This window comes from Paenibacillus sp. DRB1-1, assembly GCF_052119485.1.
In the GTDB taxonomy this organism is placed as follows: Bacteria; Bacillota; Bacilli; order Paenibacillales; family Paenibacillaceae; genus Paenibacillus; species Paenibacillus polymyxa_B.
Genome location: NZ_JBODQH010000002.1, coordinates 57717 through 78842 on the forward strand (window position 1 = coordinate 57717; position 21126 = coordinate 78842).

Below are 21126 nucleotides of genomic sequence, written 5' to 3' on the forward strand. Positions count from 1 at the left end.
TGTGGTTTGTTTAGATTGCCCCAAAGCCATTTGAAAGCTTTGGGGCCAGTTTCCCTATTTTGAACTCGGAGCTTGTTTTTAATGCCTTGAGTGAAGATTAGGTGGACTTTATTCCATTTTCGTCTGTTACTAGTAAATTCGCTAGCTCTGTTTCCATCAACGCTTTAACGGTTTCTGAATTTTCTTCAAAAGGAAGTTCCAGCGAGATTTGCAATACATTTTCCACATGCTGAACAGTAAAGAAAATGATTGAATCCCGATAAATGTCTCTCTCTTCTGGCTCGATATTTTTAAACAGCTGATATTTATCTGACGCTTCGCCAAGGTAATTGAAGACAATAGGTAGCTTATTCAGGCTATGCTTCAGATACCTATTAGACTGCGGATACAACGAAGCCATTTCATCATTGTATATGAGATTTAGAAAATTCAGGTTACGCGATACGGCCAACTGCATACTGTTTCTGATCTCATGCCCATGTTCATCCGCATCTGTAAGCAGTACAGGGATTTGGTCTATAAATTCACCTATAATATCAAAATACTGCTTGTCCTCGTATGCCCGTCCATAATTGGTGAGAAGAATAGGAATCTCGTCCACTTGCAAATATCTGCGGAAAAAGCGGTTAGCTAGGCGTATAGCCAAGTCCCACATGTGTCCGATTGCGTCAGAATCATTCAAATCTGCAAGTTCTACTGTCACATCTGTGCCCGTTGTATGGTTGCGCTCATCAATTGCGAGGACTACAGCATCCGAAGCAGCAGCAAATGCGGACAAGCGAAATTTGTCAACAATCTCTTGATCGCCCATGCCCTGAGGTCCTTTCCGGACCTGACTCACATAATCACGGTAGCTTCCTGCTAGTTGCCCTTTTACATTGCTCATATCTTCATATGCACGGTACAACTCACTCTTAACGACCTCTCCGCTCATGCCATCATAGATGAGATGTGAACAAGGGAGCAGCAGCAAATGATCCCTTAAATTGAGGCGGACAAGCGCAATACGATATAATAAGTTTCCGGTTGTTTCATAAGGGTTCATAAAGAATGCAGGCAATATATGTGAGAGTATACGATTTTGCATCTCTGCACCGTAGTTCGATAAATCTATCATTGGAATGTCCATGCGCTCCTTCATGGACAACATTTCCCATTCCCATCCGACATCCGTTTGGACCAACACACTTCTAAAGAGTTCATGGCGCTCTATCAGGCGTTGCATGATTGCAGATAACCGTTCTACATCCAGCAGGTAACTATCAAAAGGAATGACACCTCCTGAGGATTGCGGATGCTCCAAATGATAATGTTGAGCGGGAGCAAGCGCATAGCGTTGTAAAGGCTCTCCTGCCAGCATCGTGCTGTTCCATTGGTCATTCATCCGCAGCAGATATTCCAGCCATTCCTCAGCATGCCGCTTTGCAGCCTCATCGTCTACCATCGTATCTGTGTACAGCTTTTCACAGTCAGGTACTTGAGCACCTGCTTCAAAAGGAAGCAAATGATGTGGATGAAGGTCAGGATGAAGGCGTGACAAAATGACTTTCTTCAGGGCCTCTGCTTGTATAGAATCGAAAGGATCTATGTGCAAAGTTAATTGATCTCGCCCTTCAACAGTTGTTGATTGGAAATGAGCATATACGTCATAAGCCTTTTCGATGATGTCGATTGCCTCGGCAATATCACGTATTAACATACCCGGCATCGAAGTGTCTGCTCGCATATACTCTGACATTTGGCGAATAGTCTGATATTGAAACACCTGATTAATCCCTATTTCAATGCCAACAGCCTCAGCCTGTGAAACCAATTGAATGGCTTTTAGGGAGTGTCCGCCTAAATCAAAATAGTTATCATCAATGCCAACAATACTGACACCCAGATTCTGTTTCCAAATATCTACCATATGCCGTTCCATGTCGTTTCGCGGGGCTGCATATTCAACACCTGTTTGAATGTCTCCTTCCGGCACAGGAAGCAATTTACGATCAATTTTTCCGTTAGTGGTCAACGGCATCTTCTCCAATTGAACAAAATAGCTTGGCAGCATGTACATCGGAAGATTGGGAACTAACGCTGCTTTAAGTTCCTGAATGGTCAGATCCCTATCAGCCACAAAATAAGCACATAAATCTTTTTGTCCTGATTCATTCTCACGAGCAATAACCACCGCTTTACGGATCGCAGGCAGGTTCATTAATTGCGCTTCCACTTCTCCAAGTTCAATTCGGTAACCCCGAATTTTCACCTGATGATCCATCCTGCCTAAATATTCAATATTTCCATCTGCCATCCATCGCGCCAAATCTCCTGTGCGGTACATACGTTTTCCTGGTTTGAAGGGGTCAGCTATAAATTTCTCATCTGTCAGCTCACGATTTCCCATATAACCTCGCCCTACTCCATCCCCACCGATGTAGATTTCACCTGCAATTCCTATCGGAACCAACTTCCGATTCATATCCATAATATATACGTGCTGGTTAGCCATTGGCTTGCCAATCGGCACCGTATGTGTCCAAGCTGTCATCGTCTCCCCGTCAATGTCGTACGCAGTTGTGTCTACGCAGCACTCGGTAGGACCATAAACATTAGTTATTTGCGGACGATATCCGGGCCGGGTGCTCAAAAATGTTTTAACGAGATGACCGGGCAGCGCCTCTGCTCCAAAAATAAAATGCTGTACATTCAGATCTGCAACGGAGTCTTGCATTTCCGTCAGCATATGCATGTGTGCCGGTGTACCATCAGTAAAATCAATCCGTTGGGATCTGAAATAGTCAGCCAAACGATGACCATTGGTGCTAATCTCTCTCGGCACCACGTGAAGCGCATGCCCAAGAAGCAGACATGGGAAAATTTGTTTCACTGATGCATCAAATACATACGGCGATAGCCATGCCATCCGCATTGGCGATTTGTATTTCTTATATACTTGTTGTCTAAATGCGGTTGTCATATTAACGACATTAGAGTGTTGAATCATCACTCCTTTGGGTTTGCCCGTTGTACCTGAGGTATACATCACATAAGCCAAATGGCCAGGGTCACATATTTCAGCCAAGTTGGAACAGTCTTCTGCGGATAGCCTATGACTATCAGGTGAAATGACCAGCACATCCGACGGTACCTTCGCGGCCATTTCTGGCTTGGCAACCATAAGCCTAATATGGCTGTCTTGTAACATATAGAGCATACGTTCCTGCGGAAACTCAGGGTCGATAGGTACATATCCCCCACCAGCTTTTAAAATACCAAAAATCCCTACAATCATTTCGATAGAGCGCTCCATAATCATTCCGACCAATTGATCCGCCTGGACTCCTTCTGCTCTTAGCACGCGAGCCAGTTGGTTTGCACGCACATTTAGTTCGTTATATGTGATCTGGCTATCTCCAAAAACTACAGCTACTTGATCTGGAGTCTTCTCTACCTGTTCTTCGAATAATTGATGAATGGTTTTTTCACTTGGGTATTTCACCGCGGTATTTCCCCAGACGTCCAATATCATTTCGATTTCCTGCGGCGTAATGATCTCAATTTCAGAAAGCTTTGTCTGTGGTTCATCTACAACAGCTTTAATCAACTGGATGAAGTGATCGGCCATTCGTTTAATCGTGCTTCTCTTGTACAGGCTATCGGCATATGTGAAGCTGAAAACCAAACCTTCAGAGCTTTCCATCGCCGTAAGTGTTAAATCGAATTTTGCCATATTCTGTTCGCCTGGGCACAGAGTAACCTGTAAGTCTTGGAATTCCGTCGTACCAGAGTCCATGTTATCTAGCTCAAAAAGAGTATCGAACAACGGATTTCGGCTCAGGTCCCTCTGTACATTCAGCTTCTCCACCAGCAATTCAAACGGATAATCCTGATGCTCAAAGGCGTCAAGCACCTGGTCCTTTACTTCCTGAACATATTCATAAAATGACTTGTCCCCTTCAGGAAAGCTCCGCAATGCAAGCGTGTTGACAAACATACCGATGACCGGCTGCAAATCATGATGCTGTCTACCTGCAATAGGTGTTCCAACAACAATATCCTCCTGACCGCTGTACTTGAACAATAGGGTCTTGTAGGCCGCCAGTAATACCATAAATAAGGTAGCTCCCGCCTGCAAACTGATTTCTTTCAAACGGTCCACGTCCTGAGGTGAAATGGCAAAGGAAACAGTGCTGCCCGAAGTGCTACGTGTTGCAGGTCTTTCAAAGTCGACCGGGATACCCAAAATCGGAATGTCGCCGCTCATTTGCTTGAGCCAGTATCCTTCTTGTTTTTCCATCCATGAGCTACCAATATCTCCTTGCTGCCATACCGCATAATCCTTGTATTGAATTCGCAAGGCGGGTAACGTTTTTTCTTCATACAGTGCGGGCAGCTCGTTCAGCAATATACTCATGGATACACCATCTGAAATCACATGATGCATGTCAAACATAAACCAATGACGCTGCGGAGATTCTTGCAACAGAGCAGCTCGAAGTAACGGTGCCTTCCCAAGATCAAAAGGTCTGATAAATTGTCTCATCAATGCTCTTGCTTCGTTCTCGCCGTGTCCCTGCACAACCTCCAAAGTGAAGTCGACATGGTCGTGAATCCGTTGTACCAGTTTATCATCTACGAATTCAAAAGAGGTTCGCAATGTATCATGACGCTGAATTAATTGCTTAAGCGCTCTTTCTAATCTTAAAAAATTCAGTTCCCCTTCCATCAAAAGCATGGCAGACATATTGTAATTATTCATGCTGCTCAAAACGTACAGTCTATTTTGAGTTATAGATGCTGGATAACTGTCTCTCAATTCGGCAATAGGAATCGCTGCAAATGGATTGGGAGACAATTCATGAATAGCCTGCGCCATTTGCTCAATTGTTGGAAAGTCAAATACATAACGCAACGGTAGCTCAATATTCAGTTCTTTGTGGATTTTTGCGGACAACGCAGTCGCACGAAGTGAATGTCCGCCAATGGCAAAGAAATTATGATGAATTCCAACGGACGGAACGTCGAGTACCTCTCTCCAGATTTGCGCTAACTTCACCTCCATGGCAGTGCGCGGCGCTGCATATTCTGCAGTCAAATCAGCATGTTCCTCGAATGCCGGCAGTGCCTTACGATCAATTTTTCCGTTCGGTGTCAGCGGCATGTTCTGCAGCTGTATAAAATACGACGGTATCATATAGTTCGGCAATTTTTCATTCAGCAAATTCAACATCGTACTGCCGCTGATTTCTTTTTCAGCTACGTAGTAAGCAACCAAATGATAGTCTCCCTGCTGATCTGCACGAGCCATGACAATAGATTCTTTAACACCGTCCACCTTGATAATTTGCGCTTCAATCTCACCGAGCTCAATCCGATACCCGCGGATTTTGACCTGATGGTCAATCCTACCCAAATATTCAATGTTCCCATCTGGCAACCATCGTGCCAAGTCACCTGTACGGTACATTCGCTCATAGCCAACTTCCTCTGCTGCAAACAGATTGGCTACGAATTTTTCTTTTGTCAGCTCTGGACGGTGTAGATAGCCGCGTGCCAGCCCCGGACCGGATACACACAGCTCACCAGGGACTCCTGCAGGTGAAAGATTTCCGTGTATATCCACCATATACACGCGGTGATTAGATACAGGCCGCCCGATGGATATGATTCCACCTAACTCAGAATTTTCTTCCGATACCGGCCAAAGAGACGTTGCAACGGAATTTTCGGTAGGACCATACGCATTGTAATAACCCACCCGGTCCTTCCATTTGGACACCAGTTCTGCGGTAGAGGCCGATCCTGCTGTAAGCAGAACACGCAAATCAGGCATGCGATCCGGGTTCAGGTATACAGCATAGTTTGGCGGCAGCGTTGCAATTGTAATTTTGCAGGCAGCCATGTACTGCTCGAAACGTTCATAATTCAAAATAGTCTCGGAGGAAGGTATATACAATGTCGCTCCGCATAGTAAAGACTGGATTATTTCCGAGCATGACGTATCAAACGAATAACTGGCAAACATGACAACCCGATCGGACAAGCCAATACTCAACTTTTGCTCGAAGTAGGTTTTAAGATTACTAAGACCGTGATGCTCAAGCATTACTCCCTTAGGTTGACCCGTCGTCCCGGACGTATAGATGACATATGCTAGATCGTTTGGACCCGATACAGCCTCCAGATTCGAACCGTTTTGATGATATACGGACAGCATTTCCCCGCGTACATCCGCTTTTTTTGTATCGGAAGCGACTCCGTTCTGTTCACTGTCAAGCACCAACACCTTGCCTCCAAACAGCACCTTTTCCGTCAGGTGCTGTTGCGTTAACAACAGTTCGGTACCTGAGTCGTCTAACATGTAGCGGATGCGTTCCTCCGGATAGGTTGGGTCTATCGGGATATATGCTCCCCCTGCCTTCAAAATTGCCAAAATGCCCACAATCATATCTACGGAACGCTCTGTCATAAGACTAACCAGACTATCGGCTTTCACGCCATAGCTGCGTAAAGTACGGGCCAACCGATTAGCGCGCTCGTTCAATTCATGGTAGGTCAATTGTTGACCTTCAAAATATACCGCTGTCTGATTCGAAGCCTGCAAAACCTGTTCCTCGAACAGTCCGTGAATTGTTTGTTCACGCGGATACTCTGCCGTGGTATTTCCCCACACCTGGATGATTTGCTCCCGCTCCGGCTTAGTCAACAGATCCATTTCCTCAATTAAACTATCCGGATTCGCTATAATTTGATCCAGCAACTGTAGTAGATGTCCTTGAATCTGTGACACACTCTGATGATCATATACCTGGGCATTGTAGGCAAAATCAATTCGTAGCGTATCTCCCTGAAGTACTACGATGCTTAAATCGTAGCTTTCTTGCTCAGTATTGGCCTCTTCCAAAGTAGTCTCAAACACCATTCTATGGCCAAAGAGTGCCAGTTGTTGCACTTTCGTTGTAACCATTTCAGACATTGGTAAATGTTCAAATACCGCAGATTCATCGGTTTGCTGCTGTACTTTTCTCATCAAGCCGATAAAGTTCGCTCCTGCTTTGGTTCGAATGCGAACTGGTAAGGTGTGGTTGCCCAGTCCAGTTGAATGCCTCAATTCCAATATATCTGTCAAAGGACCTGATATGGAGCAAGCGAACACCACATCATCTGTACCGTTATACTTTTGCAATAAAATTCCCCAGGCTGTCTGCAGCAGTGTATTTATCGTCACCTGCTCATTCAGTGCAATTCGCTCCAGTGCCACCGTTCGTTCAACATCCAAATTAATCTCCAGATGCTCTGTCTGATATGGACTGCGCCCCATCAGATTGGCATATGGCAATTGAGGTGCTTCTTCATAGCCTTCGAGCAGAGTACTCCAGTAGCGAGAAGTCTTTAGGGTATCCCTATGTTTTTTTAGAATCCCTTTGTCTTCTTCCGAAATCAGTGTCATTTCGCCCAGTTTTGTATTCGGATCGGCTACAACAGTTTTGACCAACTGTACAAAATGCCTTGCCATGCTTTCTATCGTTTCCCGTTTAAACAAAGATGTAGCGTACAGAAATTGGAGCTGGATAGATGCTTCCTCCTCACTGACTTCAAGCGTCAGGTCGAATTTCGCAGAAACCTGCTCTATGCCAAAAGAGCGGAAGAACAACTTGTCCAACTTCACTTCCTTTTTCTCCACATTCTGCAATACAAACATCGTGTCGAACAACGGATTACGGCTCATATCTCGTTTCAGGTCGAGCTTTTCCACCAGTTCCTCAAACGGATAATCCTGATGCGCATATGCTTGCAGTGCACATGTCTTGGCGTCCTCAATGCAGTTATAAAACGTCTGTTCAGCGTGAGGATGATTACGTAATGCAAGCGTGCCGACAAACATACCGAGCATAGGCTCCAGGTCAGCATGCGGTCTACCTGCAATCGGAGTACCGACAATGATGTCTTCCTGCCCTGTGTAATAATGCAACAATGCTGTGTATGCAGCCATAAGTACCATGTACAGCGTAGAATCCGTGTGCACCGCCAGTTCTTTTAAAGACTGGGTCAATTCCCGTCCCATTTCAAAATCAACAGCGTCACCTTTCGTACATCGTGTTGCCGGACGCTCAAAATCAGTTGGCAAATCCAGTTGAGGCAAATCACCACTAAATCTATTCAGCCAGTACTCTCCCTCACTCTTTATACGCTCCTGCTGAGTTTTGCTATGCTGCCACACAGCATAGTCCGTATATTGAATACGCAGCGGAGATAATACTTCACCGCTATATAAGCGGGCAAAATCACCAGCTAATATTTCAATGGATACCCCGTCTGAAACGATGTGGTGCATATCAAGCATCAATAAGTGCTGCGGCTCCTGTCCTTCTTCGTCCAATCCCCATTTGACCAGCTTTACACGTAGCAACGGAGCGATCCTCAAGTCAAATGGGCGGACAAAGGAACGGGCATGTTCTTCTGCTAAATTTTCAAGCATAAGTTCGTTGGATTCTGTCCGCAATTCTGATATTGTGGCATATTCCAACTCAAAGTGAATCGTATCGTGGACCCGTTGCATCGGCACACCATTTACCAGTTCAAAGCTCGTCCGTAGGGCCGCATGACGTGAAATTAATTGATGGAATACCTCTTCCACCTGTTTCATATCTATCGGACCGATTACTCTCAGTGCTGATGTGGTGTTATAGCTTATTCCTTCCGGATCCAGCTGGTGAAGCACATACATCCGTGTCTGTGCGAAAGAAAGCGGGTAAGTGTCGCGTTTTTCCGCTACCGGAATGGATGCATATGTGATTTGATCCTGTTCTTCAAGCAAGGCCGCCAATTGCTCGATCGTCGGTGCCTCAAATATGTTTTGCAAATCCATCGGTTTGTTTAAATCTTTGCGAACTCTAGAAGTCAGTGTCGTCGCCCGCAGCGAATGACCACCAATTTCAAAGAAATTTTCATTGATGCCTACTTGCGGTAGACCCAGTACATCCTGCCAGATGTCTACCAATTTTATTTCCATCCACGTTCGCGGTGCAACATGGTCGGCCAAACGACCTTCTGGTATCGGCAGTGCCTTTCGATCAATTTTACCGTTTGGCGTAAGAGGTACGTTCTGCAATTGAATGAAGTGTGAAGGGACCATATAATTCGGGAGTTCTTCATTTAGCATCTTGCGAAGCTCGCTCCCCGTCACTTCCCGTTCCGCCACGTAGTAGGCAACCAGTTCGTGTTGGTTTTGGCTATTTGCATGTGCCAGTACGATGACCTCTTGCATGCGATCTGCCTTCAGCATAGCCGCCTCAACTTCGCCCAGTTCAATCCGGTAACCGCGAATTTTGACCTGATGATCAATCCGGCCTAGGTACTCAATGTTGCCGTCAGGCATCCATCTTGCTAGGTCGCCTGTCCGATACATGCGTTCATAGCCCGCTTCCCCATCTGAAAACGGATTAGCCACAAATTGTTCAGCCGTTAATTCCGGGCGGTGCAGGTAACCGCGTGCCAATCCTGGACCGGATACACACAGTTCACCGGGGATTCCTGCTGGTGCAAGCTGCCCATGTGCATCGACCATATACACGCGGTGATTCGGTACAGGGCGTCCGATTGATATAGCCCCCCCTGCTTCGGGACCTCTCGGTACAGGCCAGACAGACGTTGCTATGGAATTTTCCGTTGGACCGTAGGCGTTAACATAGGTCACACCGTCTCTCCATTTAGTAACCAGCTCAGTGCTGGTCGCCGATCCGGCCGTGAACAGGATGCGTAGTTCCGGCATTCCTTCTGGGCTCAAATATATGGCATAGGTTGGGGGCAGCGTTGCAATTGTAATGTGATGATCCGCCATATACTGCTCAAACTTATCATAGCTGAGAATGGTCTCTGATGTCGGGATACATAAAGTGGCCCCGTTGAAGAGCGCCTGAAGCATTTCCCAGCATGCCGCATCAAAGGAAAAGCTGGCGAACGATACAACACGGTCGGAACTGCTGATTCGCAATGTCTCCCTGAAATACGTATGCAGATTGCAGAGTCCACGATGCTCGAGCATGACTCCCTTAGGCTGGCCTGTCGTTCCAGACGTATAGATTACATACGCTAGGTTATGAGGACCGGATGTGGCTTCCAAATTCGAACCATCCCTGTGATATGCGGATATAGCCTTTCCTTTTGTCTCAGCCGTACTTGCATCTGCACTTCCTTCGCCCATTTCTGCATCCAACAGCAGTACCTTGTCCCTAAATTCCACTTTTTCAACCAAATGCTGCTGCGTTAACAGCAGTTCCGTACCTGAATCGTCCAGCATATAATGGATGCGGTTCTCCGGATAAGTCGGATCGATCGGAATGTAGGCGCCCCCTGCCTTCAAAATACCCAAGATGCCGACAATCATGTCAATCGATCGCTCTGTCATCAGGCCGACTAGGCCGTCTGCCATCACACCGTTACTGCGTAAAGTACGCGCCAGACGGTTCGCTCGCTCATTTAATTCAAGGTAGGTCACTTGCGCTCCTTCAAAATATACAGCTACCTGCTCCGGTGTCCGCAAGACCTGCTCCTCAAACAACCCGTGAATCGTCTGCTCACGTGGATATGCTGCTGTCGTGTCACACCAAGCATCCAGCATTTGCTCGCGTTCCTGCGCGGTTAATATATCCAGCTCGCAAATCCGGCCAGCTGGATTGATCTTGATTTGCTCCAGTAGTTGCAGCAAATGCCCCTGAATCTGCTCTACCCTTTCATAGTCATATACCTGGGCATTGTAACCAAAATGAACTCGAAGCGTCTCTCCCGGTAACACCACGATGTTAAAATCGTAATTCGTCTGCTCAACCGCTCCTGCTCCGGTTATTTTAAAATCAGCTTCCTCCCTTTCACCTAATTGCTCAATTTGTTCATCCACCGGATAGTTCTCAAATACCATAATATGATTAATCAGTTCCACTTTTTGCTCTGCCTGTGCCTGAATCTCATAGAGTGGGAACGTTTCGTATGATCCCGAAGCAAGCGCCTGTCGCTGAGTTTGCTTCATCAGCTCTGTAAATGCAGTTGCTTGTCCGCCTTGAATACGGACGGGGACCGTGTTAATGAATAGTCCTATCATCTGCTCTACTCCGGCAATGTCCGCTGGACGTCCAGATACCACGCTCCCGAAAACGACATCCTCTGTGCGATTATACTTTTGCAACAAAACACCCCAGGCCGTTTGCATCAGCGTATTTATCGTTACCTGTTCTTGCTTTGCCAATTGCAGTAGGGCCGTTGTCAGGTCTATACCCAAATCAAATTCCAGATATTCGGCCTCATATCCCTGGGTCTTCCCTGTTTTGGCCTGCGGCAAAACCGCCGTCTCCTCATAGCCTCGCAGGTAACCGCTCCAATACTCCGCTGCTTCCTGACGGTTCTGTCCCTCCAGCCATTCGATGTATCGGCTGTATGGTGTTACCACAGGCAATTGCGGTTGCTTCCCTTCTGCTAGGGCGGTATATCCTCCAAAGACTTCGTTGGTAACCAGCGACAAACACCAGCCATCCATTATGATGTGGTGGAAGCTCCATACAAAATAGTATGAATCATCTGATGTACGCAAGATAGATACACGCATCAGTGCATCCTTTGCCAGATCAAAGCCCCTCTGCTGATCTCGACGCGTGAACTCCTCGATATACTGCTCTTGCGCCGACTTCTCCTTCTCACGTATATCCTCTACGTACAGTTCTCCGCGTTTATTCCGGTACACCACTTGCAGCGGCTGGTCCTGCAAATCGCTCCGGAAGTTGGTCCGCAGAGCTGAATGACGCTGTACCAATAAGTCCAGACTGGCGGCGAATGCAGCGAGATCCAGCGTTCCCTTCAGTTCAAAGGTGGACTGCTCCACATAGGCGATCGACTGGGAATCCAGCATGTTGTGAAACAGCATGCCTTTTTGCATCGGCGTCATGGGGTACATATTCTCAAGCTCTCCGTCAGGCTGAATCTGCTCCACCATCCGGTTCAGTTCTTCAAGGCTTAAGTCCGAAAGCAGCACATCACTTGGCGTCAATTCGGAGTGCTCCCGAGATGCACAATGCTGAATCACTTCCAGCACGTTCTGCTTGAATTGCTCTGCTAGTAGCTCAGCAGCATTTTGTTGGAGTGCCTTAATGTTGTATTGAATACTTAGTTCCAGCATGCCATCTGTAACGAGTCCTCCCACGTCCATAACACAGGACATTTGGGTCAATTCATGAGTATTAGCTCCGCTGGAATATGGAGAAAAATGCATGCCGCTATGCTGCAGTGTCTGATCAAATTCGCCCAAATAATTAAAGCTGATCTGTGGCTCAGCGTATGTTGCCCCGGACGGTCCATTCTGGCTGAGATATCTCCAGATGCCATACCCAATTCCTTTATGTGGAATGCTGCGCAGCATCTCCTTCATCCGTTTGATGTGCCCGGAGATATCATCTTCCCGGTTAATCCGCAGCAGCACTGGGTATTGACTTGTAAACCAGCCGACCGTTCGTGATATATCCGTATCCTTCATGATTTCTTCCCGGCCATGGCCTTCGAGAAGAATCGCAACCTTTTCACTGCCAGTCCAAGCGCTTAACGTCTTGCCGAGTGCCATCAACAACAGATCATTCACTTCTGTGTTGTACGCGCGGTGGGCTTGCTTTAGTAGTTGATCAGTCTCTTCCTTCGTAAGCCTCACATTTACGATACCCATGTCTTGCTGCATAAACTTATCGCTATGCTCTTGGGACACCGGAAGTTGGGGCGACTCGGATGCCGCCAGTTCATTCAATTGCTCCCAGTATACGTGCTCACTTTCCATCTCAGGGCTGTCGGCATAGGCTGACAGCCGCTCCGACCAAACCCGGAAGGAGTCTGTTTTCGTCGGGAACTGTATGGCTTCTCCACGTACAGCCTGCTCATAGGCATTCGACAAATCCTCCAACAGTATCCGCCACGATACACCGTCTACCACCATATGATGAATAGCCAGTAGCAGATGGTCCCCATCAGCGCAGTGGAACAGGCCCACTTTCAGCAGAGGTCCTTCATCCAGTCGGATGTTACTCTGAATAGTGCTGGCCCAGGCTTCTATAGCTTGACCCAATGTGGGACCGATCGGCACGTCTTTAAAATCGGCCACTTCCAGATCATACAGCTTCCCTTCCTTCACTCCGCGGTTCCACGCTTCCCAGCCTTGCTCTACCTTGCGGAACACCATCCGCAACGCATCATGGTGCACCACCAACTGCGTCAGTGCCTGGCGTAGTGGCTCTTCCTCGAATCCCTGCTCCCGGTGAAGCATAACCGCCTGATTAAAGTGGTCCGGCACAGGCTGCTCTTGTTCCACAAACCACTGCTGAATCGGTGTCAGCAGCACAGCTCCACTGACCTCTTCCTGATCAGCTAATTGGCTATCCGACACACGCAGGTGCGTAGCTAGCTCAGCAACCTCAGGGTACTTAAACAAGTCTTTGATATCCAGCTTGTATCCTGCCTGCAGCAAGCGTGAGGACACCTGAATCGCCTTGATCGAATCCCCGCCCCGATCAAAAAATTGATCCGTCAATCCGACCGGACCGCCGCCCAGTACAGCCTCCCACACACGAGCCAGAACCTGCTCCTCTGCCGTCCGTGGAGCACTATATTCCTGCGTAGAACGGGAAATCTGCTCCGGTGCCGGCAATGCCTTACGGTCGATTTTGCCGTTAGGTGTGAGTGGCATTTGCTCCATCTGAACAAAGTGCGAAGGAACCATATAATTCGGGAGTTCTTCACTCAGCTGCTTGCGAAGCTCGCTCCCTGTCACTTCCCGTTCCGCCACGTAGTAGGCAACCAGTTCGTGTTGGTTTTGGTTTGTCGCATGGGCCAGTACGCTGACCTCCTGGATACGATCTATTTTCAGCATGGCCGACTCGACCTCGCCCAGCTCAATTCGGTAGCCGCGAATTTTAACTTGTTGATCCATCCGTCCAGCGTATTCCAATGTACCGTCTTCACGCCAGCGAACAAGGTCTCCCGTGCAGTATAGGCGATCTCCGTCTACCCACGGATTGGCAAGAAATCTCTCAGCCGTCAATTCAGGACGGTTCAAGTAACCGCGTGCGACTCCGTCTCCGCCAACAACCAGCTCACCCCATGCTCCAATCGGCTGCAGGTTAAACGCCGAATCGACCACATACGCCGTCGAATTGCGGATAGGACGACCGATCGGCACAGAATCAAGCTGTTCTTCCTTAATATGATAAGCCGTCGAAAAAGTAGTATTTTCCGTTGGTCCATAGCCGTTAATGATATTCATGTCCGGATTATCCCGTAACACCCGGTTAATATGCGGCGCAGACAGCACGTCGCCTCCGACCAGCAAATACTTTACATCTCCAAACAATTTACTGTCCTGCTGCGAAAGCTGATTAAATAGCGGTGTAGTCAGCCACATCATGGTGATGCAATGATCCCGTATGGTCTCCTTGAGCTTAGCTGCGTCCAAAAGATCATCCTTATGCACGAGTACAAGCTGACCTCCGTTCAGTAGCGCCCCCCAAATTTCAAACGTAGACACATCAAATACAAATGCGCAAGTCTGCAACATTCGGATCGATTCATCGAACGGCACATAATCCGTATTACGTACCAATCGCACGACACTGTGATGCTCAACAACGACGCCCTTAGGCTTGCCTGTTGATCCCGAGGTATAGATGACATAAGCAGCATGTTCGCCCGCTCCATCTATCCCCAAATTGGAAGCATCCGAACTGTAGGACGTATCCTCATTCAGATTGACAATCTGTCCATCAAAATAGCAACGATCCAGAAAATCTTGTTGAGTCAGCAGCAGTTTGGCTCCCGAATCCTCCAGCATATAACGGATACGGTCCTCCGGATATTGAGGGTCTACCGGCACATACGCTCCGCCAGCCTTCAAAATAGCGAGTGTTCCCGTAATCATATCCAGCGAGCGCTCCGTTAGAATGCCGACAGGCTCATCGGCCTTCACTCCGGCAGCCCGTAGCGTATGCCCTAATCGGTTAGCCTTCTCATTCAGTTCCCGATAGGTTAGAGATTGATGCCCCAAAGCTACAGCAATATGATCAGGCGTACGCGCAGCCTGCTCCTCAAACAGCTTTTGGATCGTCTGATTGCGAGGATATACAGAAGCCGTGTCGTTAAACTCGCCTGTAATCTGTTGTCTTTCCGCTATTGTCACCATTTCCAGTTCTTCAACGCGAATATACGGGTTGAATGAAATTTGCTCCAGCAGACGGGCAAAATGTCCATACAGACGCTCAATCCCGTTTTGATCAAAGCTCAATGCGTTATACATAAAACGAATCTTGATGCCTTCTCCCGGCATCACGACAACATTCAAATCGTAGTTGGTTTGTTCTGTGACCACCACGTTCGAAATCGTGAATGGTTCCTGCCCATCACTTCCCAGCTGTTCTACCTGCTGTTCCACCGGATAATTTTCGAATACCATAATGTGCTTGATTAAATCCTGCTTCTGCTCGGTCAGTGCCTGAATTTCATATAGCGGGAAAGTGTCATAGGCATTGGCAGAAAGCGCCTGCCTCTGAGTTTGCTTCATTAACTCAGCAAATGCAGCTGCCGGTCGACCTTGAATACGGACTGGGATGGTATTAATGAAAAGTCCGATCATTTGCTCTACTCCCGCAATGTCCGCTGGACGTCCTGATACCACACTACCGAAAACGACATCCTCTGTGCGGTTATATTTTTGCAGTAAAACACCCCAGGCTGTTTGCATCAGCGTATTTATCGTCACCTGTTCTTGCTTTGCCAGCTTCTGAAGTTCCGCCGTCAGGTCTATACCTAAATCAAATTCCAGATATTCAGCCTCATATCCCTTCGCCTTCCCTGTTTTGGCCTGAGGCAAGACCGTCGTCTCCTCATGGCCCTGCAGATAACTACTCCAATACTCCACTGCTTCCTTACGGTTCTGCTCCTCCAGCCATTCGATGTATCGACTGTATGGTGTTACCACAGGCAATTGTGGTGGCTTTCCTTCTGTAAGGGTGGTATATCCTCCAAATACCTCATTGGTGACCAGTGACAAGCACCAGCCGTCCATTATGATGTGGTGGAAGCTCCATACAAAATGGTATGAATCGTCTGATGTACGGAAGATGGATACTCTCATCAGCGTATCCTTTGCCAGATCAAACCCCTTCTGCTGATCCCGACGCGCGAACTCCTCGATATACTGCTCCTGCGCCGCCTTCTCCTTCTCACGTATATCCTCCACGTACAAATCTCCACGTTTACTCCGGTATACCACTTGCAAGGGCTCATCCTGCAAATCGCTCCGGAAGTTAGTCCGCAGTGTTGAATGACGCTGCACCAGCAAGTCCAGACTGGCAGCAAACGCTACGAGATCCAGCGTTCCCTTCAGTTCAAAGGTGGACTGCTCCACATACGCGCTGGACCGGGAATCCAGCATATTGTGGAACAGCATGCCTTTTTGCATCGGCGTCATGGGGTATATATTCTCAAGCTCTCCGTCAGGCTGAATCTGTTCCACCATCCGGTCCAATGCTTCCAGACTTAGACCCGGAAGCAGCACATCACTCGGCGTCAATTCAGAACGCTCCCGTGATACACAGTGGCGAATCACTTCCAACACGTTCTGCTTGAGCTCCCTGGCTAGTTTTACTACATTATCTTCCTGTAATACTTTTGTGTTATAACGAATATCCAGTTCAAGCATTCCGTCTGTTACAATGCCCCCCACATCCAGGGAACACGGCATACGGGTCTGTTCGTTAACATCTGCTCCACTGGAGTACGGTGACATGCGCGTTTCGCTGTGCTGTAGCGTTTGATCAAATTCGCCCAAATAATTAAAGCTGATCTGTGGCTCGGCGTATGTTGCCTCGGACGGTCCGTTCTGGCTGAGATATCTCCAGATGCCGTATCCAATCCCTTTATGTGGAATGCTGCGCAGCATCTCCTTCATCCGTTTGATGTGCCCGGAGATATCATCTTCCCGGTTAATCCGCAGCAGCACTGGGTATTGACTTGTAAACCAGCCGACCGTTCGTGATATATCCGTATCCTTCATGATTTCTTCCCGGCCATGGCCTTCCAGAAGAATTGCAACCTGCTCACTGCCAGACCAAGTGCTTAACGTCTTGCCGAGTGCCGTCAGCAACAGATCATTCACTTCTGTGTTGTACGCGCGATGGGCCTGCTTTAGCAGTTGATCAGTCTCTTCTTTCGTGAATTTCAAGCTCAAAGTAGCCGTGTCATTTATGGTCAATGGTTTTTTAGAATTCAGCAATTCCGTAAGCCTTAAAGACTCGTATGCCGTCAATTCATTCAGTTGCTCCCAGTATGCGTGCTCACTTTCCATCTCAAGGCTGTCGGCATAGGCTGACAACCGTTCCGACCAGACCCGGAAGGAGTCTGTTTTCGTCGGGAACTGTATGGCTTCTCCACGTACAGCCTGCTCATAGGCATTCGACAAATCCTCCAACAGTATCCGCCACGATACACCGTCTACCACCATATGATGAATAGCCAGTAGCAGATGGTCCCCATCAGCGCAGTGGAACAGGCCCACTTTCAGCAGAGGTCCTTCATCCAGTCGGATGTTACTCTGAATAGTGCTGGCCCAGGCTTCTATAGCTTGACCCAATGTGGGACCGATCGGCACGTCTTTAAAATCGGCCACTTCCAGATCATACAGCTTCCCTTCCTTCACTCCGCGGTTCCACGCTTCCCAGCCTTGCTCTACCTTGCGGAACACCATCCGCAACGCATCATGGTGCACCACCAACTGCGTCAGTGCCTGGCGTAGTGGCTCTTCCTCGAATCCCTGCTCCCGGTGAAGCATAACCGCCTGATTAAAGTGGTCCGGCACAGGCTGCTCTTGTTCCACAAACCACTGCTGAATCGGTGTCAGCAGCACAGCTCCACTGACCTCTTCCTGATCAGCTAATTGGCTATCCGACACACGCAGGTGCGTAGCTAGCTCAGCAACCTCAGGGTACTTAAACAAGTCTTTGATATCCAGCTTGTATCCTGCCTGCAGCAAGCGTGAGGACACCTGAATCGCCTTGATCGAATCCCCGCCCCGATCAAAAAATTGATCCGTCAATCCGACCGGACCGCCGCCCAGTACAGCCTCCCACACACGAGCCAGAACCTGCTCCTCTGCCGTCCGTGGAGCACTATATTCCTGCGTAGAACGGGAGATCTGCTCCGGTGCCGGCAATGCCTTACGGTCGATTTTGCCGTTAGGTGTGAGTGGCATTTGCTCCATCTGAACAAAGTGCGAGGGAACCATATAATTCGGGAGTTCTTCACTTAACTGCTTGCGAAGCTCGCTCCCTGTCACTTCCCGTTCTGCCACGTAGTAGGCAACCAATTCGTGTTGGTTTTGGCTGTTAGCATGTGCCAGTACGATGACCTCTTGCATGCGATCTGCCTTCAGCATAGCCGCCTCAACTTCGCCCAGTTCAATCCGGTAACCGCGAATTTTGACTTGATGGTCAATCCGGCCCATGTACTCAATGTTGCCGTCAGGCAACCATCTTGCCAGGTCGCCTGTCCGATACATGCGTTCATAGCCCGCTTCCCCACCTGCAAACGGATTGGTCACAAATTGTTCAGCTGTTAATTCCGGACGGTGCAGGTAACCGCGTGCCAGTCCTGGGCCGGATACACACAACTCCCCTGCTATTCCAGCAGGTAAAAGATGACCAAGAGCATCGATCATGTACACCCGGTGGTTGGGTACGGGACGTCCTATGGAAATGGTATCGATTGCTCCGGGGTGCTCTGACACCGGCCAAATGGACGTTGCTACCGAGTTTTCTGTCGGTCCGTAACCATTAAAATAGGCAACCTGATCCTTCCACTTGGTTACGAGCTCCATCGAGGAAGCGGAACCAGCGGTGAACAGAATACGCAGATCTGGCATTCGTTCTGGATTTAGATAGACGGCATAGGTAGGAGGTAATGCCGCCACCGTAATTTTATGATCCGCCATGTACTGTTCAAACTGGTTGTAGTTCAGTATGATTTCCGAAGTAGGCACGTAAAGTGTCGCGCCACAAAATAGCGCCTGAAATATTTCCCAGCAGGCAGCATCAAATGCGTAGCTCGCAAACAGTAGGGCATGATCTGACGGACTTATCTGCAATGTTTCATCAAAATACGTTTTCAGGTTACACAATCCATGGTGCTCCAGCATTACACCTTTTGGCTGTCCGGTAGTACCTGAAGTATATATGACGTAGGCTAGGTCGTTTGCTCCTGATACGGCCTCCAGATTTGATCCTTTCATGTGATATATAGTTGGATCATCATCCAATACTAGGACTTTTCCTCCAAAAGCGGCCTCTTTGACCTTTTCCACAAGATGGCTTTGCGTCAAAAGCAGGTCTGCACCGGAATCGTCAAATATATAACGGATACGTTCCTCTGGATATGACGGATCGATGGGTACATATGCCCCTCCTGCTTTAAGAATAGCGAGGATGCCGACCACCATATCTATAGAACGATCAGTCATGAGTCCAACCAGCCGATCGGTTGTTGTGCCGTAACTACGTAGGGTACGAGCTAGTCGGTTGGCACGTTCATTCAGCTCAGCATAAGTCAGACTGGAGTTCTCACAGACAACTGCTGTTGTATTCGGTGTCTTTTCTACTTGTTTTTCAAAACAAAGATGGATGGTATCACTAGAAGGATATGAGATCTGTACTCCGCTAAATTGGGATAAAACCTGACTTTTCTCTTCCGTCGTCAGAAATTCCAAATCGGAAATCAGTAGATCCGGCTGTTGAACAATCTGTTCCAGTCCACGTTTAAGATGAGCTGCAATTAGCCTAATCCAATTTTCATCGTAAACCAGCCGATTGTAACTAAAAGTAACTTCATACTGTGATCCAGGAACGACAATCACATTAAAATCATAGTTGGTCTGTACAATATCCTCCACATCGGTGACCTGAAGTGTATCAGGCCCTTTTTCCGCATGAATAAGCTCCTCTGAATAAGGATAGTTCTCAAAAACAACAATATGACGGACTAAATTTTGTTTCAAATCCGTGTGATTCTGAATATCTGCCAAGGAAGAATAAGAGTACTGAGTAGACTCGATGTTGGAGTTTTGTACAGATATCAGCAGATCTGAGAATCTCTGGTCCGCATCACTGGTTATGCGTGTTGGTATTGTGTTAATGAACAATCCAACCATATTTTCAATTCCCGGAACTTCATCTGGTCTGCCGGATACTACAGACCCGAACACAACATCCCGGCTGTGGTTGTACATTTGAAGCAATAATCCCCATACCGTCTGAAATACAGTGCTGACTGTGGTGTGGTAGTGTTTAGCTATTCTCTCCATTCCTTGAGTCAGTTCTTTCCCCAGCTTGCATGTGTAACGTTCTGCTTCGAAGATTGGATTCAATGGACGGTTATAACCTGGCAAAATTGTTTGATTTTCAAGCCCATTTAAATACCCTCGCCAATAGGCTGTCGCTTCTCCCTTGTCCTGTTTCTCCAGCCACTGAATAAAACTGCTGTACGGATATACCGTATCCAATTGTGCAGGCACTCCGGACCGAAGGGAAGTATACATAGTAAAAAATTCCTGGGCTACCGTTCCCATGCACCAACCATCCATTATAATGTGATGAACACTCCAGACAAGCCTGCAAGAGTCATCATCCCATTGAAACAGGGCAAGTCGAATCGGAACATCTTTTTCCAAGTCAAAACCCGCTTGACGCTCTGTCTTTAAAAAGTCAGTAAAATGCTCCCTTTTCTCAGCTTCAGGAAAAACACTGATATTTTCGAAATGAACAGGCAACGCTTCACGTTCTTCCAGGACAATTTGAAGCGGACGTTCTGTTTCTTTATACATAAAAATGGTACGGAATATATCATATCGATTCATGAGCTGCTGCAAGCTTTGCTGAACCAAATGAACATCTAGCACTTCATTAAAGGTAATAACGGTCTGCTCAAAGTAAGCTTCTGATTTTGCGTCGAGGATGGAATGAAACAACATTCCTTCCTGCATCGGGGATAGCGGATAGATATCTTTAATATTTACCTGTGCCAAATCATTCACCTTTCCTTTATCCATGCAGAATTTGAGTTTCAACTTGCTGA

The 21126-nt window shown here is 47.6% G+C and carries 1 protein-coding gene; it reads right to left on the reverse strand.

Annotation, left to right across the window (positions count from 1 at the left end):
• Positions 1-97: 97 nt before the first annotated feature.
• Positions 98-21076 (reverse strand): non-ribosomal peptide synthase/polyketide synthase, encoded by a 20979-nt coding sequence (locus tag ACQW03_RS25015; protein ID WP_441952541.1) that lies wholly within the window; start codon positions 21074-21076, stop codon positions 98-100.
• Positions 21077-21126 lie beyond the last annotated feature (50 nt).